This is a genomic window from Coleofasciculus sp. E1-EBD-02, from assembly GCF_040218245.1.
Taxonomy (GTDB): domain Bacteria; phylum Cyanobacteriota; class Cyanobacteriia; order Cyanobacteriales; family Coleofasciculaceae; genus Coleofasciculus.
In genome coordinates, this window is record NZ_JAVJQN010000067.1 from 12,407 (window position 1) to 37,073 (window position 24,667).

At 43.9% G+C, this 24,667-nt stretch carries 18 protein-coding genes; 9 read left to right on the forward strand and 9 right to left on the reverse strand.

Annotated elements, in window-relative coordinates; genetic code table 11:
- Positions 1-1,091 precede the first annotated feature (1,091 nt).
- From RIC07_RS11405 to RIC07_RS11425, 5 genes are all read left to right on the forward strand, one after another.
- Positions 1,092-2,756, forward strand: coding sequence for an ABC transporter ATP-binding protein (locus tag RIC07_RS11405; protein ID WP_446394624.1), 1,665 nt, complete (start codon positions 1,092-1,094; stop codon positions 2,754-2,756).
- A gap of 30 nt (positions 2,757-2,786) precedes the next feature.
- On the forward strand, positions 2,787-3,968 hold the full coding sequence (locus tag RIC07_RS11410; RefSeq protein ID WP_446394625.1) for a hypothetical protein: 1,182 nt from the start codon (positions 2,787-2,789) through the stop codon (positions 3,966-3,968).
- A gap of 61 nt (positions 3,969-4,029) precedes the next feature.
- A complete protein-coding gene (locus RIC07_RS11415) occupies positions 4,030-6,339 on the forward strand; it encodes an ATP-grasp domain-containing protein (protein WP_446394626.1) in 2,310 nt (769 codons plus the stop codon).
- Positions 6,340-6,402: 63 nt separating this feature from the next.
- Positions 6,403-6,573, forward strand: a complete 171-nt coding sequence (locus RIC07_RS11420; RefSeq protein ID WP_446394627.1) for a hypothetical protein — start codon at positions 6,403-6,405, stop codon at positions 6,571-6,573.
- A 611-nt stretch (positions 6,574-7,184) separates the two neighbouring features.
- On the forward strand, positions 7,185-8,267 hold the full coding sequence (locus RIC07_RS11425; RefSeq protein ID WP_446394628.1) for an RNA polymerase sigma factor: 1,083 nt from the start codon (positions 7,185-7,187) through the stop codon (positions 8,265-8,267).
- 103 nt (positions 8,268-8,370) lie between these two features.
- On the opposite strand, the gene RIC07_RS11430 is transcribed toward RIC07_RS11425, so the two are convergent.
- From RIC07_RS11430 to RIC07_RS11440, 3 genes are all read right to left on the reverse strand, one after another.
- On the reverse strand, positions 8,371-9,408 hold the full coding sequence (locus tag RIC07_RS11430; RefSeq protein WP_446394629.1) for an IS630 family transposase: 1,038 nt from the start codon (positions 9,406-9,408) through the stop codon (positions 8,371-8,373).
- Between the two features lie 800 nt (positions 9,409-10,208).
- A complete protein-coding gene (locus RIC07_RS11435; RefSeq protein ID WP_446394630.1) occupies positions 10,209-10,364 on the reverse strand; it encodes a hypothetical protein in 156 nt (51 codons plus the stop codon).
- Between the two features lie 360 nt (positions 10,365-10,724).
- The gene (locus RIC07_RS11440) at positions 10,725-10,991 is read right to left on the reverse strand and encodes a hypothetical protein (RefSeq protein ID WP_446394631.1); all 267 of its coding nucleotides are present in this window, start codon (positions 10,989-10,991) and stop codon (positions 10,725-10,727) included.
- 161 nt (positions 10,992-11,152) lie between these two features.
- On the opposite strand from RIC07_RS11440, the gene RIC07_RS11445 reads away from it, so the two are divergent.
- From RIC07_RS11445 to RIC07_RS11460, 4 genes are all read left to right on the forward strand, one after another.
- Positions 11,153-11,794 (forward strand): hypothetical protein, encoded by a 642-nt coding sequence (locus tag RIC07_RS11445; RefSeq protein ID WP_446394632.1) that lies wholly within the window; start codon positions 11,153-11,155, stop codon positions 11,792-11,794.
- A 633-nt stretch (positions 11,795-12,427) separates the two neighbouring features.
- Positions 12,428-12,928, forward strand: a complete 501-nt coding sequence (gene panD / locus RIC07_RS11450) for an aspartate 1-decarboxylase (RefSeq protein ID WP_446394696.1) — start codon at positions 12,428-12,430, stop codon at positions 12,926-12,928.
- 108 nt (positions 12,929-13,036) lie between these two features.
- A complete protein-coding gene (locus tag RIC07_RS11455; RefSeq protein ID WP_446394633.1) occupies positions 13,037-15,613 on the forward strand; it encodes an ATP-grasp domain-containing protein in 2,577 nt (858 codons plus the stop codon).
- Between the two features lie 175 nt (positions 15,614-15,788).
- Complete coding sequence (locus tag RIC07_RS11460) at positions 15,789-19,517, forward strand: amino acid adenylation domain-containing protein (RefSeq protein ID WP_446394634.1); 3,729 nt, start codon at positions 15,789-15,791, stop codon at positions 19,515-19,517.
- 225 nt (positions 19,518-19,742) lie between these two features.
- Here RIC07_RS11460 and RIC07_RS11465 read toward each other — a convergent pair whose 3' ends face one another.
- The 6 genes from RIC07_RS11465 to RIC07_RS11490 all read right to left on the reverse strand — a co-directional run bounded on the left by RIC07_RS11465 (position 19,743) and on the right by RIC07_RS11490 (position 24,177).
- A complete protein-coding gene (locus RIC07_RS11465; RefSeq protein ID WP_446394635.1) occupies positions 19,743-20,711 on the reverse strand; it encodes a tyrosine-type recombinase/integrase in 969 nt (322 codons plus the stop codon).
- Between the two features lie 249 nt (positions 20,712-20,960).
- Complete coding sequence (locus RIC07_RS11470) at positions 20,961-21,482, reverse strand: hypothetical protein (protein ID WP_446394636.1); 522 nt, start codon at positions 21,480-21,482, stop codon at positions 20,961-20,963.
- A 132-nt stretch (positions 21,483-21,614) separates the two neighbouring features.
- The gene (locus RIC07_RS11475) at positions 21,615-22,046 is read right to left on the reverse strand and encodes a hypothetical protein (RefSeq protein WP_446394637.1); all 432 of its coding nucleotides are present in this window, start codon (positions 22,044-22,046) and stop codon (positions 21,615-21,617) included.
- Positions 22,047-22,172: 126 nt separating this feature from the next.
- Positions 22,173-22,553 (reverse strand): single-stranded DNA-binding protein, encoded by a 381-nt coding sequence (locus RIC07_RS11480; RefSeq protein ID WP_446394638.1) that lies wholly within the window; start codon positions 22,551-22,553, stop codon positions 22,173-22,175.
- Between the two features lie 110 nt (positions 22,554-22,663).
- Positions 22,664-23,134: a hypothetical protein gene (locus RIC07_RS11485; protein WP_446394639.1), complete on the reverse strand. Its 471-nt coding sequence runs from the start codon at positions 23,132-23,134 to the stop codon at positions 22,664-22,666.
- Entirely contained in the window at positions 23,131-24,177 is a 1,047-nt protein-coding gene (locus RIC07_RS11490) for a DNA polymerase III subunit delta' (protein ID WP_446394640.1), read from the reverse strand. The genes RIC07_RS11485 and RIC07_RS11490 overlap by 4 nt, the downstream gene beginning before the upstream one ends.
- Positions 24,178-24,667 lie beyond the last annotated feature (490 nt).

Here is a 24,667-nt window from a genome sequence, read left to right on the forward strand (position 1 = left end):
GCCATTCAAGTTTTTGGTTTTTGAGCGTTTTGAAGGTTATTGACTGAGTACTCAGACTCCTCAGCCAAGACAGCGATACTAACCTTTTTTGAATGCAAAATTTACGCATGGTCACTTCCATCCGGTTCAATTTATGCTCTGATCAAAACTATAATTGGCGAAAAAAACACGTATTACAGGTGTATTTTTATTGACACCCCCATAAGGTGGATGTTAGATTCGTAGCGTAGATAACCAACTCATGATTCGACTTTTAAAGAAATGCTCTTTAATTTAAGAGCAAATTAAATGTTGAGTCCAATTGATATGAAGTTGATTGTCTTCACGCTCATTGAGCAACGATTAGCAGAAGGAAAAGTTGGTAATTTAGAGATATCAGGCTACTGGAACAGAAGTTTTGATTTCGCCGTGCTAACTATTTTTTTGCCGTATTCGTGTAACCTGAGTTCGATAGTTTATGCAACATCCGACTTTTCCGACTGACAGGGGCGGGGGAGATGAAGCATCATAGAGATAAGATGCAGTCTCAAAACATTTTGAAGTAATTAACAGAGTCACATAGCTTCTCAATGACACGGTTGTAATCAGGGTTTAACCCTACATAAGGGACTTCTACCGAGTTACTACCACATTGTCTAGAGGGTGCGCGACTGTACATCTGAGTGAGAGTACGGATATTTTTTCGCTCGTGATTTGCAGATGGAGCGCGTACATCAGTGTTAGATCAGGAAATTTACTGAAGCCATAGCTAGTAAGCCTGGGTTAGATTAGCTGAAAAGCTTGATTATAGCAATTCTTGAAAATAACTGGAGACTTAGTTGACATGATTCCTTGATATCAGGATACACACCTATGACAACTTTTCCGAACGCTATCTCTGTTGGCACTATCTTGCACCTTGTTGGCATTCCGTTTGCACAAGTAATGTCATAATTTTTCAGGGAGGCATGAGTAAATACTTCATGTGATGCGCTACTTAATCCTCTCAAATCTCTTTTGATTTAGAGCCTGGTGAAGCTGTTTGAGTTACCTAGCTAATTCTTCTTAATCAGGTAATTCTCCTAGTAATTTCCATTTTCTCGATAATCTAGATGAATAGTCTTGGGTTTCTCAAACAAATTAATAAATATATCGCTGCTGGTAGATGGCTAGTTATTTTCCTTTGTAGCAGTCAGATTTTTGAGGCTTTATTTGAATCAGGGATGAGGATAAGCTTCAAGTTTATTATCGATGCAGCCATTGTTCCCCAAAATTATAGTCTTCTGGTTTTGATTCTCTTGCTCCTAGGAGGCGGAGCGATTGTATTTGTCGTTGTCGGTTTACTGGGTGACTTTTTCTCAGCCAAATTGGGCATTTTGTTACTCAACAACATCCGCTGTTCTCTATTTGAGCGCATCCAGATCCTTTCAATGGAGTTTTTTGGGCGACGTTCAGCCGGAGATATAATTAACTGTTTCCAGGCGGATGCAGAGAAGGTAGAAAATAGTCTTATTCTTGGTCTGCCAGTTGTTATTTTTTGCCTGAGTAACATCGTTTTTTCGGGAATTTTTATGTTTTCCCTTAACTGGCAGTTAGCGGTTCTAAGTTGCATCGGTTTGACTGTCTGTGCAATTGCACCAGTAAATATTGCGCGTCGCGCCACCAAAGAAGGCTATCATCTGCGGCAAAAGGAAGGACACATTGCCAGCGTAATCGAAGAGAATCTGCTCTCCCAATCCGTTGTCAAGATATTCGGTCTAGAAAAACGAGTGTCAAAAGATTTTTCTGCCCAGTTGAATGACTTGAAGCGGGTTTACGTCCGGGCGAAATTTCTATCTAGCTTAGTGCAACGAATTCCCAGTCTCGCTTTTGTCTTAGTGCAGTTGGTTATTTTGAGTCTTAGCGCCGTGATGACCTACTGGAATTGGATTTCAGTCGGGACACTCGTCTCGTATCAGGTTCTACTGCTGGGTTTGCATTCAACTATCCTCAACTTTACTTGGGGATTGCCTTATTTAATCGATGGAGTAACAGGACTGCAACGTATCGGCGATATTTTGGCGGAAATTCCTCAAGTTCATGAGGCACCGGATGCGATTGATTTGCCACATTTTCAGAGTGATATTTACTTTGATAATGTCAGCTTTAGCTACTCCTCTGATAGAGGCGGGGTGAAAAATCTATCGCTGAAGATTCGCCAAGGTGATTTTGTGGTATTTGTCGGTCAGAGTGGCGCGGGCAAAAGTACAATTGTCAATTTGCTGACGCGATTTTATGACCCGGATAAGGGACGTATTCTGTTTGATGGCGTTGATTTACGCGACTGCACTGTACGCTCCCTCCGTTCTCAAATCGGACTGGTTTCTCAAGAGGTGATTTTGTTTAATGGCTCGGTGCGGGAAAACATCCGCATGGGGTATCTGGATGCCAGTGATGAAGAGGTAGAAGCCGCCGCTAAAGCCGCAGAAATTCACAATTTTATTTTGACTTTACCTCAAGGTTATGACACACCTGTTGGCGACAGGGGGGGACAGTTATCAGGGGGACAACGGCAAAGAATGGCTCTAGCTAGAGCCTTGGTAAGAAATCCAGCCATTCTAATTCTGGATGAAGCTACATCAGCATTAGACCCTGCGACGGAAGCGGAAATCATGACAACGTTAGAGCGTATTGCCAAGAAGTGTACGGTGATTGTCATTACCCACCGCATGGCTCATGCGTTGCGTGCGGACACAGTTTTTGTGATGAATAAAGGGTGTCTCGTTGTTAGTGGTTAACCTGAAAAATGATTCAATAAGGAGTAATTTATGTCACATTTTGGCAACCAATTAATAGAGAAAATATCAATGTTACAAGGATTACCTGTACCTAGCAGTGAGCTGTTTGTCTGGGTGTTTATTCCCTACCGCATTCAAGGACAAGAGTTGATCAGCGAATACGACAATCCTGGGTATCGTCAGGGACTAGTAGATGTTTTTGCCGAACTCAGCTTGAAGTGGAAGTGGCAACCGATCACTTTGGAAAATAGGCAAGTGGTTGTAGAAGAGGTAGCGGCTTCCAGCAATGAGTATATACCAGTGGTACTGAACTATTGTGATGGTAATGATGAGATTGATGGCTACCCTGGTACTTCTGTTATCAAACTGCTGGAACAAAAAGAGATCATTTTTACGGGTGCAGATTCTAATTTTTTCCATCTCACCACATCCAAAATTTGGATGAAACGTGCTTTTAGGGAGGCGAGTGTAGCTACTGCTCCTTACGAAGTTATTTCAAACCCCAGCCGAGTTCAGGGAGTTTGCGATCGCCTTGGCACACCTCTATTAGTTAAACCAGCACTTGCCTATGGCAGTATCGGTATTTCACTGGAGTCGGTTGTCGAAAGTGATGAACAGGTAAGTAAACAGGTTCAGCGATTGCTGCAAGGGGTACACGAGATGCAGTTTCCACCGGACAGCATCTTTGTAGAACGATTTATCAGCGGTCGTGAATTTACAGTTTTCCTGCTAGGTGATTCCCAGCAACCGGAAAGCCTGAAAATCTATCCGCCAATTGAACTGGTTTTTCAGTCTAGCTTACCTGAAACCGAACAATTTCGGTCTTACGATAACTTCTGGGGAGAACACCTTGAAGAATCTGCATCGTCATCCTCGGAACCGTTTTACCGTTGCCAACCGATAGCTTCGGATTTGAGTGAAAGACTCTGCAATCTCAGCAAACGTGCGTATTGTGCGGTTGGTGGCAACGGATATGCGCGAGTAGATATCCGCATGGACAAAGATTCTCAAGAGCTTTTTGTTCTGGAAGTTAATGCTAACTGTGCCATTTCTTCTATACCTCTGACTGACTTCTCTGATCTAAACCAAACCTCCCTTGGCACTATCTTGCATTTGGCTGGTATTCCGTTTGCACAACTGATGTCAGAAATCATCACGGAGGCTTTTGCTCGGCATTCTACCAAGTCGCGCTCGGTAAACAAAGCAGCGTGAACTTGTACCGATATTTACGGTCATAACCTGAAGAAAAAATTCATACTAGGAGGATTTGGATATGTTAGAAATGCTAAATTCAGCTCTTCAAGTTTATAAACTGAAGCCTATTAAAGAATATCAAATCGAACAAGAATCAGATGAACGGAAACCCTGTATAGTTTTCTTTTCCGAGGAAGACAGAGTTTCTTTATTGTGGGCAACAAGTAAAATTTTGCCTGAATGTGCATTTATCGTCACTGAACCCACTTGGGTAAGAGTCGAGCAAGAAGGCGATAACTCTGTTTTATATCTCCTTGAAGGGATTGGCATGAATGAATTTGGTCAATGTTTTCACACTAAATTCAAAACTCCTAAAAAAATAACTTTTATCTGTAACTTTTACACCGAGGAATCTTACAAGTTTGACCCCCCCATCCTCCAAGAAAGGGCTAAAAAATTTCAGTTTTATGAAACCCTGGCGGATTGCCCGATATCAAGTGGTATAGAACTAGAAGAATATACCGATGACAAATTACATACCCGCTTACTTGCGGCTGCCAGAGGTGTCAATGTACCCCAGACGATGGTTTTTGGCTTCTCTCTAGAAAAATATAACCATCATCCTATTAATTCAAAAGTTAAGTTAATTCCCCTATCAAAAAATATCTCCGATGATGAAATCCGAGACTATCTGACAGCATTTCCCGCATATAGGTTTGTGATAAAGCCTTCAAATCTAATGGGAAGTATGCTATGCACGATTGAGTCAAAGGATAACTTAGATCGGGCTGTTGAAAACTTTAAAAAATGCCTGGATTCACTTCAGGACAATGATTCTTTGCTTGTAGACGAGTTTATCGATTCAAGCATTAACGATAACTGCAACCTTGGTGCAAGGTTGAGAGTATTGGTAACCCGCCGCCCCAATAATGTTGTCGAAACTTCCGGCATTATCTGTAATCTAGGATATCTTGACAAACCAATCAGTGGAGCTACCTCTAAAAGTTTTTCAATCGACTATCTGTGTAATGTACTCCAATTAACCAACGACCAGAAAAATCAACTGATTGACAAAATCAAGCGATTAGGTGAAGCAGTACTGGAGTCTATTATTGACTATGAAACACAGCATTTAACCCATGTCCCCCCAAATAAACAAACAGATTTCATTGGCTTAGATGTTTTTGTAAAAAAACAGGAGGGTCAATTAGAACCATTTCTCATTGAAGTCAATAGCCATAACTGCGAAGGGAATTTACAGGTCTATGAAGTACAGCATTCCCCTAACAGAACTGACATTCTCGATAAATGGGTAGAAACGATGTTGTATCGTTCATACCAATATATGCTCAAAGGCAAGAATATATTGATTATCAACGGGGGAGACTACTCAAAACGGAATGATTTTGAATTTGCCAAACAAGTAGGTATTAATATCATCCTGATAGATGGCAATCCTAACCATTTTGCTGTTAGTTATAGTAGCCAATTTTTCAATATTGATATCAACCCCTCTACCAAAGACCTAAAAAATGCCTTAGCAATTGTGGAAGTTGTTCGTAAACATGGCATCCCTGTAGATGGTGTAATTACATTTTGTGAAGCCTATGTTCCTTTATCCACTTTGGCAGCTAACTTTTTAGAGAAACCCGTGAATGACTACCTCTCGGCAAGCATTGCTCAAAGTAAGTTTCTCACTCATAAACAAAGTTTATTTTATAATCCGGATAATCCAGCTTATGAAGCTTTAGTCAAGTCCGATTTTGTTGAAGTTTTTGCTTTGAAGGATGTAACGGATATTCCTAATATTCCGCCACACTACTATCCTTTGGTAATCCAGTCAGATAGTGGAGCTTGTGCCTCTGGGGTAAAAGTCATTCAAACAGAAGAAGAATTAAGAGCTAAATTTGAAGACTATAAAACCTCCCTCCAAACTCTGACACCTCAAGGGGATTCGGTAGGGGTTAACTCCGAGATAATCGTCACCCCTTACTTTGAAGGCTCTCAACACGATATTACTCTAATCATTTCTGATGGGAAATTGCTAGCTGGTTATGTAGCCGATAAGGGACTAAATACGCCTGACATTAGTCGCGAAACAACAGCCATAATGCCGAGTTCGGTAGACAAAGAACTGCAAGAAAATCTGGTTCAATCAGCCTGGAATGCTTGTCACAAGATTGATTTAAAGGATGGCGTTTTTCAGGTAGAAGCCATCCACACCCTGTTGGGAGTGAAAATTCTAAAAATTCATCCCCATATTTCTGCATCTTATGTTGATGAACGGCTGTTTAATGTATGGGATGTAAATCTTATCCTCTATAAGTACCTGATAGCCTTTGGTATCAAGCCATTCATCAATAAAAGCAGTTTACCTCGAATCCACTAGAGTGGCTTGTTGTGTCATGCCTCGTTGCATAAAGATGTGATAAATGAGGCTAAGCTAAAAACGTTGTCAGAAGAGCAGGATTTGTGTGTAGTCCTTTTTGATAAAGAGATATCCGAAGCTGAAACAGGCGAGAAACCTTATATCTCTGTTGCTACCTGTGCCAGTAATGGTACAGAGGCAGGGCGTAAAATGAGACGATTTTTGGAGGAAAATAGGCTCAAGGGAGACGAATGAGAAGGAAAGAGCGATCGCGTTGGGGAGAGGGTGCATTGTTGCGGCTATAGTGCGCTGCCGTAGGCGGCAGCGCTTGCGCTATCGCGTGAGCATGAGAGAGCCACACTGTGCGCGATCGCCCAAAAGGGACACGGCAAAGCGATCGCTTGAAACGTCACCCCCAGATACAACCTGCAACTCGCCCAGTCCAAACTGACTTCTTCCTAAACCTTTACAAACAGTTAAAATTCCCTTTCGTTCTATCTGGAGCCTTTGTCTAGTATATGCTTAAAGCATTGTAGTACGAAACCCAAACAGAAAATTTTAGTATTACCAGCGTATTACTATTGACACCCCCCTTGAGGCAGAGGTTAGACTCGTGGTGAACAAAACAGTTCTGGATCACTAATAAGCTGATTTTACGTAATTTTACGGAAGACCACCAAGCCTTTGAAGACTCATAATAGATGAGCGGATTGTTTGATGAACAAACTCGTTGGTCTATTCGATGTATCTTCGGCAATATTTGCTGTGCGCTGGCGCGGTTTTTGCTGACATTTGGATTCGAGTGGGGACGGTTGTTTCAATAGTTTTATCTTGCCTCAATTGGGTACGCTACCAGTTATTGATTTATGTCAAATTCTCAAACAGTTAGTGAGTCATACCTGCGGAGTTGCTCTGAAGAGTTAGGGAAAGGGTTTTGGCAGCAATGGCAGCAGTATCAAGATTATCTTTACCGTTGCTGCATTAAGTGGATGGGGGGGAACCCGACTGATGCTGAAGATGCCCTGAGTCGGGCGATGCTGAAAGCTTGGGAGAAGGTGCAAAAGTACGCGGCGGGGGAAATTTCTAATTTTAAGGCATGGCTGACGACGCTGACTCGCAATCTGTGCGTGGACATTTATCGTGAACGCAGTCGGGGGGCGAATCGAGTTGAGGATATAGAAGGTTACGCTTCTTGTGAGGAGCAAGGACTGGTACGGAGTGAGGATACGCCTTATTGTGCAATGGAGACTGACGAGAAAAAGATTGTGATTCGTCGTGCGATTGATAATTTACCAACAAGATTGCGCGAGACGTTTATCCTGCATTTTTATCAAGAACTGTCTTATCCAGAGATTGCCCAACAGCAAGAGATTTCCTACCAGAATGTCTGCAAGCGTATTTCGCAGGCACGGAAGATTTTACAAGAGGAGTTGAGGGGATATTTTATCAAGGAGGAGGGGACGGATAGGGATAAATCTGTTCCACCGATAGCAACTGAGTCGGCAATTGAGGAAATGTCCCAGGGGAATGCGCCAGTTGAAGCGGGAGGAGGGGAGACGGTGACATTACCGGAAGCGGTGGAGGAAGTGGAGAGTGTTGGGGATGAGGAAGCGCAGGAGGTAGTGTGTGATGTGCAGCAGTCTGAGTCGGTGATGAGTGCAACGACTAATGATGGGAAGTTAGAAGTAAAGAGTGATGATTGTCGGTGTGTTGAGGCGGCGCTGGGTGAAAGGGTGCTTGCACCGATTTTGGCGTTGGCACAATTTGAGGAAGAAGCTGGACGTTGGGGAAATTCCTGTTTGGTGGTGTTGAGGAGGCAACAACAGTTTCTTGTGGGGAAAGTTGCGGGAAAATTTGTACGCTCGTCCCGCTCTCCTCCTTGGTATTGTTTTCCCAATTTTCAATCCCTAGCCAAGAGTCTGTCGGGGATGATGGTTCGTTTCTTTTGAGTCAAACTTCTTCAAATCTGCCTTATCCCAAGCTTATCTTTTGGCGATTGTTGTGTATTTTTGCAAGCTGTTGGAAAACTGAGAATTCAGTAATATAGCAATCCTAAATAGATTGTGGCAATTTTCCATACTGAAATATTTTTGGAAAATCGAATATTTGACCATCAGCAAAAAACTTAAATAACCACTTAACTATTTTAAAAGAGCTGCAAAGATGATAAAATTGTCTAATGAAAGTTTTAACTTGCAACCAAATATCTTCGACTGGATTTTGTTCGGGAGCGTTCGGAGCAAATTTCGTACAACTTATCAACCAGTCTTCCTCTGATAAATCTTGATTAATTGTCTTTAAGTATTCTCGAAACTGCTTAGAATCATGGTAAGTTGCACCATCCCAAAATATCGATAATTTTTTTCCGGGTCGTTTCCTTTGTAAATACTCGATGAAATCGATTGTATTTTCGCTGTTTCCACTTTTATATTCTTTGACTATAAACTCTTTGGTTTGATAATCTAAAGCCCCATAATAAGTCTGTCTTTCTTTTTCATTTTTGAGAGGAACTTCTATTCTTACATCTGTTCTTCCCCACGCATAACCTAACAAATCACCCCACAGCAGATGACATTCGTCAAGCATAAGCACCGTCCGGCTTCCAGCTTCTATTTCCGGTTTCCATTTTTCTAGCCTTACCTCTATTTCTTTTTTTTTAGCTTTGACTAATTCATCATTTTTAGCCGGATTCTTTTTTTGAGTCTTTTTCCAACTTATTTGAGCCTCTTTAAATAAGCTATAATAACTTTGATTCGACTCAAAAACTACATCATACTGCTCCTGTAAATAGTTTTGTAAGTCTGACAATCTTAGATGTTCTTGTTCCCTCAACCACTGAATTGTTTGGTCTTTTTCTTCTGGTTTTAAGTAACCTTGCCTTCCTTTATATTGAAGTTTTAAACTTTCTACGCCTTGAAAAAGCGCTTGATTTTTCCATTGGCTGATAAAACTGTGAGAAACTTTTAATAGTTCTTTGACTTCCTGATAAGATTTTCCTTCCAAAATCATTTTTACCGCCAAAGCTCTCTTGATTTCTTTTGACTCTTTTGTTTCCTTGATAAAATCCGCTAGTTCATCTATAATGTTCATTTGTGTTTTTTCTAGGGGGTTATTATTACTATTATATCTGTTGCGACCTATTTAGGGCTGCTATAGATATTTGGAAGCGTTAGTAAGTGTGTAGAAACAAAAGGAGTCCATCAAAATGCTTACGAACTTAATAGCACTAATTACATCTTTAGTGATAATTTTTTCTGGCTATTCGCAGGCTAATGCAACAGAAAAATTCCCTAGCATACAACTAGAATCCCTAAATAAGCTTGAGACGATCACATCAACTCCTAAAATGCAGATTGGAAACAGTATTTTAACAACCTGTGTCGCTAATGGAGGTAATTGTAATGTAGGTGAAAAGTGTGAGCAGGACTCGGATTGCGGATTTGTTACGCAAGGATGTAAATGCGAAGAAAAGAAATGTAAAGATGTAACAACAAGTAAAAGCTAACTCCAAACAAAATGCGGATTGATGAAAAGATAACTTTTATTGGTTTCGGCAAGTACCTAACATATCTTATTGCCAAAGTCAGAGCAGTACTTAGTCGTCAATCAATGCAGTCTCCCGACAGCCCAAAACGAAAAATAACGTAACAAAAAACACAAAAATTCAGTGGAAAACAACCAATGTCAAAACGTGTAGAAAATCGCAAAAATGTCTCAGTCTGGGTTTATTTTACAGACGACCAAAATTTCAGTCCTACAATACAAATCGTAACGGATCGAGGAACAGAACTCAAGCCATACCAAAACGTTGGATACTTAAAGCAATATTTTGCATGGGCCACACCTACAACGACTACAGCGTTAATAAATACGAACGACTATCCGAACGGCTACAACATAACATGAGAAACATATAGGAAATACAGGAAGCAGAGCGCTTTTTCGTTGAGTTTGAGGCGGAGGGGTGGGATCGCGGCTGGTGGAGTTTGAGGATCATGGGCGATCGCCCCCTTTTCTGGTTCTCGCGCTTGTGTCTTGTAGTTCATCAAGTTAGAAAAACGCCTCTAACTCGCAACCTTCAGAAATTGTCTCTAGCAATCGTCTTAAAAATGTAGAGATAAAAGACAATAATGAATATTAGCTTGGTACAAAAAATAGACCCGCAATTCAACATATCAGCCTATGATCCGCAGGAGGGTGGGTCGTGGATATTGATTTTTTGGGGAAATGATAATATCGAAGTTCCCCAGGTAGCCCCAAAAAATGCACAAGCCCTGTGGGGACAAATCCAAGTAGAAAAAAATACGCCAGGAGGAGAGAAAAAAGTATACAGATATCAACAGGGATGGTTTACAAACGGACACACCTACGATGCGATCTTGGCGCAGGACGAACAAACACTGGAGCTAATCGACCAGAATGGAGGCGGAGGAGTGGGGGCAGTCGTATTGTATCATCAGTAGGTAAATCGACATGAAGCGATCGCTTCTCTTATTTGTGAAAGGCGATCGCTTTTTAATTGAGCTTAAGACGAAGGGGTGTGATCGCACTTGGTAGAATTTGGGGATGAGGGGCGATCGCTTCTCTTTCTTATGGAAGGCGATCGCTTTTTGGTTGAGTTGGAGACGAAGGGGTGCGATCGCGGCTGGTGGAGTTTGAGGATGAGGGGGCATTGCCCCCTTTTCTGGTTATGGTGATCGTTTCGTGGAGTACATCGAGTCAGAAAAAAATCCTCTAAGTCGAAAAATTCAGAAATTGATTACTGGAATCGTCTTACAAATGACAAATTTATGAACTAAGCAGATCAACTAGAAATAGAAAGGAAGTTACAATCATGGCAAATTACTACATTGACTTTGAAAACGAAACTGACCGTACCTGGACAATGGTGGTTTACCAAACACTACCCGATTCCATAGGCTTGGACAGTGTAGCATGGAAAAAAACAACCACCCCTAAAGGCGGATCTAGTGGAGTCAAATGGGAGATTGATTACCTGGTTTCGATTGCTGATTACAAGCAAGACGGGGGAATAGGGGTTTACAAGTCCAGCCAAAAGTTACCAGCTAAGCTGGGAAGCAAGTGGGAGATTGTATACGAGGAAGGTGTGCAGCAGCTTAAAGAAGCTGGAGCGGGGCAAGATGGATATATAACGATCGTAAACAAATCGAAGGTGCAAGCCAATCCTGGTGTCGGTATGTCTGGGAGTCCAGCAGTTTACAAACAGAAGGTTCTAGATGGTTCCAGTGCTCAGTTCAAAGTCACTCCTACTTACTATGTCGGTCTCTTTAATGATTTGGAATTGGGAACGGTCATCTCCAGCAATGTCATAGCAGGTCCCCTAGAAGTCAAGTTTCCCAGCGGAATGAACAAGGGCGTTCTCACAGCAAAATTGGACGGCGATAGTCTTATACTAGACCTAAAATACAATCAGTCACTTGCCGCTAACTACCAACAAGTGCTAGCAATGCTATAAAGCCACGGGTATCGCCAGAAAGCCATCCATCACGGAAGTCAAGTGAAGGGGATTGCTCGGAACGAGTAATCCCCAATCCCCTATTCCGTCAGTTCGTCGCTTGCGACATTTTTGCTGAAGGAGTGTGGCATTTGATAAATAAATTTTTGCCACCAGCCAGATGAAGGAGCAACAGGTTCCTTAGTGATCGCCGACTCATCTTGAATCAAACCCTTTTAACCGGAGCGTGATCGCACTACTTATCCGTCAAGCGTTCGCCTCTTTAATCCTTGAATCGTTCAATTTATTTTCTCTTCAAAAAAGGTATTCACGGAAGATTTACATATTACAGCTATATTTTGATTGACATCCTCCTTAAGACATAAGTTATCTTCGTAATGTATAAAAGTTTACGCAACGCTCCGACTTGTCCGACTAACGCGGGCGGAGTTTGGGAGCCATGATGGAGACTCTTGATGTAGTTTTGAAACTTGGAAAGGAAGTGGTTAACAACACCCTGAATTATAAAGCAAGCTTACGGTAGACTTGCTTCTCTCCAATTTTCGCATTTGACAGCAACCCAGTACCCACCCAAACTCTCAATCAGTGCGATCGCATTTCAGATAAAAGAAGATGACTACCAAAAGGAGTAATATGGCGACAATCAGACTGATGCACGCTAAACTTCATCGAGTACGTGTGACCGATGCCAAGCGCGATTATGTGGGCAGTATCACCATTGACCAAGAGTTATTGGAGAAAGTCGGAATACTGCCCCTCGAAGAGGTGGAGATAGTCAACATCAGCAACGGCAACCGTTGGTCAACTTATGCTCTGCCAGGAGAGGCAGGAACAGGCTGCGTCTGTCCCAATGGTGGGGGAGCGCTTTTGTGCCAGCCTGGAGACATCCTAATTATATTCTCCTATGAGTGGTGCGATCGCACTGATATTTTACGCACAGGGCATACAGCGCGGGTTATTGTTGCAGATGAGCAAAATCGCTGTAAAGAATTTTTCCACCAAACCTTGACCCCTTACGAGAACAAAATTCTATTCGACCCTTCGCAAGCCCTTACAGTTAAGAGTGATAGTGAAAGCGCCAGCTTTGATTTGAAGAACTGCTTTGAGCATAGCATCGGCAGTCCGAAACAATAGAATTAGCAACTCTGGAATAATATAGGGAGTTTTAACCAACTTTTTAAAATTCCCAAGAATTCCTCGATTTGATTAGCTAACAGCCATTTCAGAAAAGTATAGTCAAATATGTTTGAGACACTCAACTCAGTTCTCCAAGCTTATAAGCTGAAGCCGATTAAAGAAGCTGAGGCGGAACTAGAATCAGATGAAAGCAAACCCTGTATTGTTTTCTTTACTTTAGCTGACGAAAGGCTTACATTACTGTTAGCTGCAAGTAGAATTTTACCTGAAAGTGCTTTTATAGTAACTGAACCGACTTGGGTAAAAGTTATTCAAGAAGGCGATAAATCTGTATTATACATCCTTGAAGGGATTACCATGAATGAATTTGGTCAATGTTTTCACACCAAATTCAAAACGCCTCAGAGGATAACTTTTTTATGTAATTTTTGCACCGAAGCAGGTTTCAGTTTTTATGAACCAGTCCACCAAGAGAAGGCTCAAAAATTTCAGTTCTATGAAGGACTGGCGGACTGCCCGATGTCAAGTGGTATAGAACTGGAAGAATATACCAATGACAAATTGCATACTCGCTTACTTGCTGCTGCAAGAAATGTCAATGTACCCCAACTGATGGCTTTTGGCTTTTCTTTAGAAAAATATAGCCATCATCCCATCACTCCAAAAGTTCAATTGATTTCCCTATCCAGAAATCTTTCTAGTGATGAAATCCGAGAACATCTGACGGCATTTCCCGCTTCTAAATTTGTGATTAAGCCTTCTGGAGCAAGGTGGATGGGAAGCCGACTATGCACTATCGAATCAAAAGATAATCTGGATAGGGCTGTTGAAAACTTTAAGAAATGTATAGATTCCCTCCAGGACAATGATTGTCTGTTTGTGGAGGAATTTATCGATTCAAGCATTACTGAGAATAGTAACCTGGGTGCGAGACTGAGGGTGTTTGTAACCCGCCGCCCCAATAATGTGGTTGAAACATCTGGAATTATCTGCAATCTAGGTTATATTGACCAACCCATTAATGGAGATACTTCCGAAAGTTTTTCAATCGACTATCTGTGTAACTTGCTCCAGTTGACAAACGAGGATAAGAATCAGCTTGTTGAAAAAATTAACCGATTAGGTGAAGCGGTACTAGAGTCTATTATTGGCTACGAAACGCAATATTCAACCCATGTCACCCAACAAAACAAACAAACGGATTTCATTGGTTTAGATATTTTTTTAAGGAATCACAATAATCAATTAGAACCGTTTCTAATTGAAGTCAACGATGACGATTGCATTAGCACTTTGCAGCTATACGAAGTGCAACATTCCCCCAACAGGACTAATATCCTCGAAAAATGGGTGGAAACGATGTTGTACCGTTCCTATCAATATATGCTAAAAGGCAAGAATATATTGATGATTGGAGGTGGAGGCTACTCAAAGCTGAATATTTTTGAATTTGCCAATAAAGTAGGTATCAATATTATTTTAATTGATGGCGACTCTCAACATTTTGCTGCTAGTTACAGCAGCCAGTTTTTCAATATTGACATTGACGACCATAGCAAAGATATTGAAAATGCTTTAGCAATTGTGGAAGTTGTCCGCAATCATTGCATCAGCGTGGACGGCGTAGTTACGTTTTGGGAAGATAATGTACCTTTGTCCTCTTTAGTCGCTAGCTTTTTAGGTAAACCAGCCAACGATTATCAGAGTGCAAGCATCGCTAAAAGCAAATTATTGACTCATAAAAAAATCCTAGCTGATGAGTCCAATAAATTATTTTTTGAATCCAGGGGATTTTCCAATGGCGTAGATTTTCGGGTCTTAAATAATGTAGCCGATGTCCAAAATATTCCACAACATTACTATCCTTTAGTAATTAAGTTAGATACTGGAAGTGCTTCCTTTGGTGTAGAGGTAATTAAAACAGAAGAAGAATTATTAGCTAAGTTTGAAGACTATAAAAACTATATTCAAACCGCCACACAGTATGGTGCTGGGTTAAGTTTTAAGTATCAAATATTTGTCACGCCATACCTGCAAGGGTCTGAACATGATGTTGACCTAATCATGTTTGATGGTGAGTTGGTAGCTGGTTATGTAACTGATAATGGACCCACTCTGCCTACTCTCTGTAAGGAGATGACGGCTATTATGCCTAGTTTACTGGACAAAGAAAAGCAAGAGAATTTGATTCACATCGCCTGGAAAGCCTGCCGCAGCGTTGGCTTAAAACAGGGTGTTTTTAACGTAGAGTCAATCTACACACCGCTGGGAGTAAAAATTTTAGAAATCAATGCTAGGATGGCTGGTTTTTATTTTCCTAAATGGGTATTTAATGTATGGGATATTAACCTTATCCTGTATTCCTACCTGATTGCTTGCGGTATCAAACCGTTTGTTAATAAAAACAGCTTACCCCGTATATACCACAATGGTTTTCTCTGTTACGCCTCATTGCATAAGCATGTGATAGATGCAGCAAAGCTGAAAGAATTGTCATCCGAGTCAGATTTCTATGTAATTGTTCTAGAGAAAGAAATACCCGCTGAAGAAAAATATGAAGTTCCCTATGCTTCTGTAGCGGTTTGCTCTCAAAATATGGCAGAGGGCAAACGTAAAATGAAGAGATTTTTAGAGGAGCATTCTCTCACAAGGAAAGAATATAGGTTCATCTGTGAGGAGTAAATTATTTTAATTCAAGCAAGCCGAGCAAAAAGTTTATAAACTATGCTAAATAAGTAAAACATCATAGAAATAGAAACAAAAGCAAGGGGAATGCGAGAAAACTCAACTGCGCTCTTCTTTCAATTTTAGACAAACAGTGTATTGCAGGGATTAACGGCGACTACCAAGAGAACAAATGGCAAATAATATTGATTCATCAACGCCTCAACTATTGTGCATTCCTCAGTTATTTGAGTTTCAAGTAGAACAAACTCCTGACAACATCGCCGTGATTTTTGAGGGGAAAAGCCTCACTTATCGGGAATTAAACCATCGAGCCAACAAGGTAGCGCATTACCTAATTTCTTTAGGAGTGGAACCGGAAGTTCTCGTTGGGATTGGTGTGGAACGCTCCTTAGAAATGGCGATCGCACTGCTGGGTATTCTCAAAGCAGGTGGTGCCTACGTCCCCCTAGATCCAACCTACCCGCAACAGCGACTGTCCTTGATGCTAGAGGATGCTCAACCACCAGTGCTGTTAACTCAAAAACGGTGGCTAGAAAATCTTCCCTCACACGAGGCAAAAGTAGTCTGTTTAGATGCTGATTGGGAGGAGATTGCCCAATACAGCGAGCAGAACCCTGACACCCGCATGACATCTGACAATCTAGCTTATGTCATCTACACTTCAGGGTCTACAGGGCAACCAAAAGGAGTTCTGATTCCGCATCAAGCTCTAGCCAACCACAGTGTTTCCATTGCCAAGCACTATAATTTGCAGACAACGGATCGGGTTTTACAGTTTGCTTCGATTAGTTTCGATGTTGCAGCAGAAGAGTTATTCCCCACCTGGTTAAGCGGAGGTACTGTCGTTCTCCGTCCTGGTTCTGTGACTCCAACTGTTGCAGAGTTTCAAGCACTGATAGAGCGGGAAAAGCTGACTGTTCTCAACCTGCCTGCTTCTTACTGGCATGAATGGGTATCTGCTTTGTCTAGTTCACAGGCGCAATTACCTTCCACGCTGCGCTTGGTTGTGGTTGGCAATGAAAAGGTTTTACCAGAGCGATTGATGAGTTGGCAGAAAATCGCGGGTAATCGCATCCGCTGGCTTAATGCCTATGGACTGACTGAAACCACTATCACATCCACGCTCTACGAACCAGATATCTGGAAAGAATTGCCGGATGTCAACTCTGTACCTATAGGTTGTCCCATTGCCAACACCCAGATTTACTTGTTGGATGAAAACAAAAAGCCTGTGCCTAAAGGGATGACGGCTGAATTATATATTAGCGGTCTTGGTTTAGCAAGAGGCTATCTCAATCGTCCCGAATTGACGGCAGCGCGGTTTATCCGCAATCCTTTTAGTGATGAAGCCGATTCTCACCTCTACAAGACTGGAGACTTAGCCCGTATCGGGAGCGACGGTAACATCGAAATCCTGGGGCGCATTGATAACCAAGTGAAAGTACGCGGCTTCCGCATCCAAACGGAGGAAATCGAAGCAACTCTCAACCAGCACCCACTGGTGCAAGACAGTGTGGTAGTGGCTCACGAAGAAAAATCAGGCAAGCAACGCCTCGTCGCCTATGTCATTCCCAAACCCAAAAACACTCAGGTAGAACTATGGCCTTGTCCGGGAGACTACCGAGTTTATGATGCCATCATGTACTATGCCATGACCTATGACCATGTGAGAAATCACAGTTATGAGGCGGCACTTAAAAAAGTTGTTAAGGACAAAGTTGTTGTAGATATTGGCACGGGTAAGGATGTTGTTTGGGCGAAATTCTGTGCCGAACATGGCGCTAAGAAAGTTTACGCCATTGAGATGCAACTTGAAGCTTACAAACAGGCAACGAGTTATGTGAAATCTCTGGGGTTGTCAGACAAAATATCGGTAATTCATGGGGATGCCACCCAAGTGCAACTCCCTGAGAAAGTCGATCTCTGTGTTTCAGAACTGATTGGCGCGATCGGCAATTCAGAAGGGGCGGTTTCGATTCTCAATGATGCGAGAAGGTTTCTCAAGGAAGATGGGATAATGATTCCCCAGCGCTGCGTGACTAACATCGCTGCTGTTTATCTTCCTGAAACGTTTGCCAGTCAGCCTCACTTTTCGGAACTATCCGGTTATTACACTCAGCAGATTTTCAACCAGCTCGGAGGGAAAATACCCTTAAGGGTCTCTTTCCGAAATTTTCCTCAATCAAATATCATCTCCACAGTAGATGTTTTTGAGGATTTGGATTTCAATCAAGTCTCTAATCCCGAATATGACCGACAGATAAGTCTTACTATCACTCATAGTGGCAAAATTGATGGATTTTTGTTATGGCTTAATTTACACACGGTTGAGAATGAAGTCATTGACAGTCTAGCTTACGTCGGCAACTGGCTACCTGTTTATTTTCCAGTGTTTTATCCAGGGATTGAAGTGGCGGCTGGAGACAAAATTGAAGCCGTTTGTAGCGCTCGGTTGAGTGAAGACCAGTTAAATCCTGATTATCACATTCGAGGCTATTTATTTAAACAGAGTGGAGAACGCCTTGAATTTGAATACGATTCTTTTCTCTACAAAACTCCCTCAAAGAGCAACTTATTTTACGATCGCCTATTCGCTCCAGAGGTAGTATTAAACGAGCAACCGACTCCTGTAGAGCTATGCGATAAAAGCCTAAGCGCCTACTTGAAAGAGCGCTTACCAGCTTATATGCTCCCTGGAGGGTTTACGTTCTTGGAGTCCCTACCGCTGAATCCTAACGGGAAAGTTGACCGCAAAGCACTACCCACTCCCAGGGACAGCAGACGCATAGAACCAACTGCATTTATAGCTCCCCGCGATACTTGGGAACTTCAGTTGACTCATATTTGGGAAAACGTGCTGGGTATTCACCCCATCAGCGTGAAAGACGACTTCTTTAACCTGGGCGGTGACTCTCTATCAGCAGTACGCCTGATGCTGGAGATTGAGCAGCATTTTGGACAGAAGTTATCGCTAGCGACGCTTTTTCCCAATTCGACGATTGAGCATCTGGCAAGCATTTTGCGTCAGGCGACCGATTCTCGCTTGAGTTCTCCTTTAGTACCGATTCAGCCAGATGGTACAAAGCCTCCCTTTTTCTGCGTTCATCCCATTGGGGGCAATGTGCTTTGTTACCTAAATTTAGCTCGTCATCTGGGTGAAGACCAGCCCTTTTACGGTTTGCAAGCATCGGGGATTGATGGGGAAGCAGAGCCAAACAGCCGGATTGAAGATATGGCTAGTTATTATATCGAGGCAATCCGCGAGATTCAACCACAAGGTCCCTATTTGCTGGGAGGTTGGTCATTTGGTGGAGTGGTAGCGTTTGAGATGGCTCAACAGTTGCACTCATCTGGTGAGCAAGTAGCGCTGCTTGCTTTGATAGATAGTTCAGCACCCCACCACAACAGTCAAGCGATGGAGGTTGATACTGCTGCCACACTAGCTTGGTTTGCTAAGGATTTGGGCAGTTATTTTGGGAAGGAGCTTGATGTATCGGTTAGCGCTCTCCAGTCTCTTGCGCCGGATGAGCAGTTGAGCTATGTGCTGAAGCGGGCGAGGGCGGCTAACGTTGTGCTTCCTGATGCTGGAGTGGTTGAAATTCGCCGTTTGCTAGAGGTTGTTTTGGCAAATCGTCAAGCTGAACGCAGCTACACGCCAGTTGTTTATCCAAACCAGATTACTCTCTTTCGTGCGGAGGAATCGTTTTGGTTAGAGAATTCAGACCCGGCAATGGGTTGGAATCAGTTAACGGACGGTGGAGTGAAGGTTCATACAATTTCTGGCAATCACTACACCCTTGTCAAGGAGCCTCATGTGCGAGTTTTAGCAGAACGGCTTAAGGTTTGCCTTGAGCAGGCAATGAAGTTGGCTTTAAAGGTCGAAGTCATGCCAGTGTGACGAGAAACAAAACTTGCTTTGCCTGCTTTACCAACTGGTTGCTTCCGCCTTGCATAACCAGTGAGAGCGAGTTAAGTAGGCGTGCCTATGCTGTCCAATATTCCGGCAAATCAAACTAACAGTTTAGCACGCTAAGTACGGAAGACCCAAAATAGTAACCCGTCAATTTCAATTTGACGTTGGGATACCTCATAGCCGACATCCACGCTATCTGCGACGGTTCGGTCAAACAGTCGGCGGTTCTTCCCCAATCGCCTCATAAAAAGCCCGCTCCGCCGCTGACGCCAGAGCACGTTTAGCGTAACGCTTAAAATTAGCCTCAGACTTATGACGAGTCAGGGTACGAGCATGAAGGCTATCAATACCAGAAAGCAGGAGCTTTGTCGCATAAGTGTGCCTCAAGCGATGGGGCGTCAGGTTCGCAATACCCGCCAATTCCCCCAACTCCTTAATCGTATAATATATCCCCTGATATCCCAGCCGTTCTCCCTTTGAAGGAATCGGAGAGCAGGACAAAAACAGGGGTCGGTATCCCGAAAAGCGCTCTCCGGCGTGCCGTCGCTCCTTTAGGTAAGCATTCAAACAGTCGCGGGCTTGTCGGTTGAGGGGAACCGTCCCACCACTGTCATCTTTCCCTTGGCGAATCGTCAAGCGTATCCCATCATAATCTCCCAGAGAAAGCGCCGCCACCTCTCCCGCTCGCAGCCCGTGCAGCAGAACCGCCAACAGCGCCGCCTCTCGGCATTGACTAGCTAGCGGCAGCCGTTTAATCCCCTGCCAAAGTGCATCAACTTCCGTATCACTCAGGTCAAACGCTGGTGGCGAAGACAACTTAAGCAGTGCAACCGAGGAGGTGGGATTGCTATTCATCGTGTCGGGATACGCCTTAACCAACCAACTAAAAAAACTTTTCAGAGCACAAAGGGCTCGATTCACCGAACTAGGAGCCAAAGACTTTTCCAAATACTCCTTATACTGAACAATTTGCCGGGGCGTAATTTGACTAATCGGGCGCTCCGTCCACACCAAAAAGCGTCGCAGTTCCCGACGGTAAGCTTTTTGGCTGTTGGCAGTTAGCGATCGCGCTCTCAAAAATTCCTCAACCCGCACATACCGCAAATCAATCAGACCAGCACTCTTTACCGATGCTGGTGCTTGAGGATTAGGGAAAGACGAATCGGGTTGAGCCGGCATGGGAAATCGAAGGAGAGCGCCGTTTCTATTGTCCCCCAGAAGCTACCCCCACCATGTCAAATAACGAAACATTATCTTACTTGCATCAAACTATCAGATAAACTAGATAACTATTAGAAAATTAAATGATTGGGTAGTGCTAACTACAGTTTGATAAATGTCAAATCGGGGACATGGAATACCCCGATTTGACTCGCCTTAAGGGCGGCTAAGAATAGGGATAGGATGGGGAACCTATCGCCGAATAAGCTAAATGCGCGAACCCACAAGTATGGACGTTTGCCCTTTAATCACCTGTCGCAGGGCAGTGACCAAGTCGGTGGTTCGGTCGTGCGGACACGGTTTGTCCATCAAAAAGACCGCTGTGCGGTCAATGCCGAGCGCTTGCCATAATGGTGCAAGGTGTTGAAGTTTGTTTTGTTTGGCTTCAACGGCCTTGGGGTTGGTGGTGATATCCAAGGCGACAATCCAGCCAAATAGCTGCACGCAGGAGTCGATTCCGTAGACGTAATCGAGGATAACCTCCGCCGGAACCGATTTCCAGTTAAGATGAAGGTAATAGCGATTTTCCTGGCGTACAGGAATTCCGTATTCTGCCAAAAGATACGGCAGGGAGAGCGCCAAACGCTGGCGTCCGATAGCCGAATTATTGGCAACTTGAATGAGTTTTTGGGAGCTGAATTTCACTCGTTTAAGTTTGTGACAAGCCGCAACGAGCTGGTTGAATAAATTTTCTCCAGCTAAACCACAGATGGTTGTAGTATTATTCACGTTGATTGCCCTGAATTGTGTCATTAATCAGGCGCATAGCGCTCTATTATTCAGGGAAGGGAATTCGCTTAAAAAAAATAACCCCCATGCCGTTGGCACAGGGGTTGATTGATTAGTTATTAATTGAACAATTTAAAAGGGAATGTCCAATAAGTCAGCGACTTGCCCTTTGCCGTTACCATTAGTGCTGTTGCTATTACCGCCAGCAATTGCTGTCAGTTGGGGTGGAGTGGGGGACACAGGTTGAACGGGTTGGGTCTGGGTGCTGCCTTGGCGAATGATTTCGGCATTGGTGATGGTGAAAGCGACTACTTTTTGTTTGTAGTCTGCTTTCTCAACCACATTCATATTGAGTCGTCCCAAGCCCAAGACAACTGCACCCACTCCGGCTTCATTTAAAGCCACAGCACAGTTACCGTAGCTGGTAAACTGAAGTGGAGCCATTTGAATTGAGCCGCGATCATAAAACTGAAACGTACACTTGCCCCAAACGTGAAGTGTCCCCTCTTGCGTATGGCTGGCATTGAGAGAATCGATGCGGATTTTTTGGGTCGTGTGGTTCATTGTGCGTTTCCTTTTGCTGTGTTTTTGGTCACGAAAGCGGTGCGTAGCACCACATTTGGAATTCCCCAAAGCGGTGACACCCATCCCGCAATCCCGTGGCGTTGTGGGAAACAGGATGGGTGAAGGTTAGAAGTCAGTGCCGTTATAATAGTCATCACTAGGGGAGGCTGATGAGTCAGCATCTTGAGACTTGGCACTTAATAGTTGCAGCCGATCTACTTTGATAATGGGCTTAGTGCGTTGTTCGCCAGAGTTGCGATCGCTCCAAGTCTCCAGCTTCAAAGACCCAGTAACACCAATCAAGCTGCCCTTGCTGGTATAGTTGGCAGCGACTTCGGCTGTTTTGCCCCAGAGTTCGCAAGTAAACCAATCGGGCTGTTCATCCCGCGCGGTCTGGCGATCTACTGCCAGAGACAGTTTGACCAACACGCTGCCAGAGGGAAAGTAGCGGGTTTCGGGGTCTTGTCCGAGGCGACCGACTAAGCTAACTGAATTGATGAGAGACATGGGTTAAATCTCCTAACTTTTTTGTCACTGCCTGCCGCCCGATAGGGCGAAGTTCAACTTGTCCCATCCCCCAACGGCTAGATACAGTTGATGGGATGGGTATTGAATTCCTAGAGCTCTGCGGCACTTACTTGTCCTACCAGGGCGGCGACCAACTGCTCGGTATCCATTTGGCTGCGACCCTGAATGCGGAAACGTTTAGCCAACTTTTTCAGGCGAGTTTTGCTCAAGCCTTGGAGTTGCTCTGTGGATGCCCACGTCTGTGTGGGAGTTCCTGGGGGTAGCAGTAGCATGGGTGTTGCTTTGCTAGGGGCAGAGGCTGTGACAACTGGGGCGACGGGGACATCAGCTTCTTTCAGTGGTTCGTCCCAAGGGTCAGCAATAGCGGGTGCTTCAGCAGGGGGCTTGACCAGCAGTTTCAAAGCTGTTTTTGGCAATACTTTGAAACTCAGAACAGACCGCTGGGTGGCGCGGTCTGTGTGGGTATTGAATTTGGCACCAAGCTGTCTGAGCTGTTTGGCTAGGTCGTTGAGTTGGCTAAATTCAACAGTAAAGGTGGGAAGTGATTGGGTGTAGGTCATGAGTTTTTTACCTCATTTTTTGATACATATTTCACTGAATACGCCTGTGAAGGCGCTGTATCAAACCCCTGCATGAGGGTAACTTCCCAAACCAGTCTGGATTGCGCTAGCTTAAGGAGATAGTTTCGGGCGTTCTCTAGGTGTTGGATGATACTGGGTTGATGGTGGAGTTCCCAGTAGCAGTGTTGTAAGTAATCGATTAACCAAAGTTGGGTCTGTGCATCCAGGGTTTTGTCGATAAAAAAAGCTAGTTCTAAGGCTTGACGGGTGGTTAAGGGCAATTCGGTGAGGGCGCGTCGCAAATCTTGGGGAATGCAATTGAGTTGATTGAAAGATGCGATGGCTTTTCCAGGACTCCCCCAGGAGAGTTGCAATAGCGTATTGTCTGCCAAAATCTCCCCATGGCCAGTCTGCTGCAAGACCCGTTTGGTATCGCCTCGGGATAGGGAGCGGAAGGGGACGTGGGTGCAGCGGGAAACAATTGTGGGCAGTAAGGAGTGAGTCGAGGAAGCTGTCAGAATTAAGGTGGCACGACCCGGTTCTTCTAGGGTTTTGAGCAGGGCATTAGCCGCTGAGTCAGCCAGGGTGTCAGCTTGCTCAATGACCACAATAGACCGGGAGGCTTCTAAGGGCGGTCGGGAGAGGAATTTGACAATTTCCCGGACTTGCTCGATTCTAATTTGGGGAGGTTTTTTGAACTCCAATTTTTGGGTATGGGCTTCTGTTGTGGTTACCAGGTTGCCTTGATGCAGGTAGGTCGGTTCTACCCACAGCAGGTCGGGGTGGTTGCTTTTGTGTAAACGTTCGTTGAGGAAGTTGGTGGTGGGGAAGCCATTAGACAGAGCGATGGCAAAGCATTGGGCGACTAGGCGCTTACCGACGCCGGCGGGTCCGGCAAAGAGGTAGGCGGGGGCGATGCGGTTGGTGGTAATTGCTCCTTGTAATAGGGCGATGGCTTGGTCTTGTCCGACGATTGGGTCGAAAGGGTCAATTAGCGATTCGTCGGGGTCTCCGGGGTCGGGAAAAAATTGAAGAATGCTCATGGTAAGAAATTCACGCTTGGGCTAACGCCGAGCTTCGCTATTCAATCAACTCGAAGGCACGACAGCTTATCTGGTCTGAGGTTGGATAGTGAACTACCCAGTTCTACCCCAAGAACTGGGTCAGGTCGCTCCGTGAGTCATTAAATAGCGGGTGTAGCTTGGTGGTGTTGGCGGCTCATTGCGGGGGGGACAAGACTAATAGCAAACCCAGCTTTATAGAGATTAAGCACTAGCTTTTGGTAGTTTTTTCGGTCACATTTAATGATTTGTTGTCCGCTTCGTCCTACTTTTTGGGGTATAATGTGGAGGACGTTTTGAATGGCTAAAGCTGTCTGCTTGTTTAGGCAAATAATTCCACTTTTTGTTAGTTTTAGTTTTAGCATTGGTGAGTTTTGCTCAGGCTATTCGTCACTCGGGTAGCGCGAAAGCGCCTAGAGCGTCAGTCGGTGTAATAGCAGTTAGTGGTCATAATATGCCCTCGAAGGTTGTG

Excerpts from the sequence above, each read along its gene's own strand:
- RIC07_RS11410 (WP_446394625.1), top strand. The coding sequence starts at position 2,787 with ATGTCACATTTTGGCAACCAATTAATAGAGAAAATATCAATGTTACAA.
- RIC07_RS11480 (WP_446394638.1), bottom strand. The coding sequence starts at position 22,553 with ATGTCTCTCATCAATTCAGTTAGCTTAGTCGGTCGCCTCGGACAAGAC.
- RIC07_RS11460 (WP_446394634.1), top strand. The coding sequence starts at position 15,789 with ATGGCAAATAATATTGATTCATCAACGCCTCAACTATTGTGCATTCCT.
- RIC07_RS11430 (WP_446394629.1), bottom strand. The coding sequence starts at position 9,408 with ATGAACATTATAGATGAACTAGCGGATTTTATCAAGGAAACAAAAGAG.
- panD (WP_446394696.1), top strand. The coding sequence starts at position 12,428 with ATGGCGACAATCAGACTGATGCACGCTAAACTTCATCGAGTACGTGTG.
- RIC07_RS11475 (WP_446394637.1), bottom strand. The coding sequence starts at position 22,046 with ATGAACCACACGACCCAAAAAATCCGCATCGATTCTCTCAATGCCAGC.
- RIC07_RS11455 (WP_446394633.1), top strand. The coding sequence starts at position 13,037 with ATGTTTGAGACACTCAACTCAGTTCTCCAAGCTTATAAGCTGAAGCCG.
- RIC07_RS11405 (WP_446394624.1), top strand. The coding sequence starts at position 1,092 with ATGAATAGTCTTGGGTTTCTCAAACAAATTAATAAATATATCGCTGCT.
- RIC07_RS11485 (WP_446394639.1), bottom strand. The coding sequence starts at position 23,134 with ATGACCTACACCCAATCACTTCCCACCTTTACTGTTGAATTTAGCCAA.
- RIC07_RS11445 (WP_446394632.1), top strand. The coding sequence starts at position 11,153 with ATGGCAAATTACTACATTGACTTTGAAAACGAAACTGACCGTACCTGG.
- RIC07_RS11440 (WP_446394631.1), bottom strand. The coding sequence starts at position 10,991 with ATGCCCCCTCATCCTCAAACTCCACCAGCCGCGATCGCACCCCTTCGT.
- RIC07_RS11425 (WP_446394628.1), top strand. The coding sequence starts at position 7,185 with ATGTCAAATTCTCAAACAGTTAGTGAGTCATACCTGCGGAGTTGCTCT.
- RIC07_RS11435 (WP_446394630.1), bottom strand. The coding sequence starts at position 10,364 with ATGAACTACAAGACACAAGCGCGAGAACCAGAAAAGGGGGCGATCGCC.
- RIC07_RS11415 (WP_446394626.1), top strand. The coding sequence starts at position 4,030 with ATGTTAGAAATGCTAAATTCAGCTCTTCAAGTTTATAAACTGAAGCCT.
- RIC07_RS11490 (WP_446394640.1), bottom strand. The coding sequence starts at position 24,177 with ATGAGCATTCTTCAATTTTTTCCCGACCCCGGAGACCCCGACGAATCG.
- RIC07_RS11465 (WP_446394635.1), bottom strand. The coding sequence starts at position 20,711 with ATGCCGGCTCAACCCGATTCGTCTTTCCCTAATCCTCAAGCACCAGCA.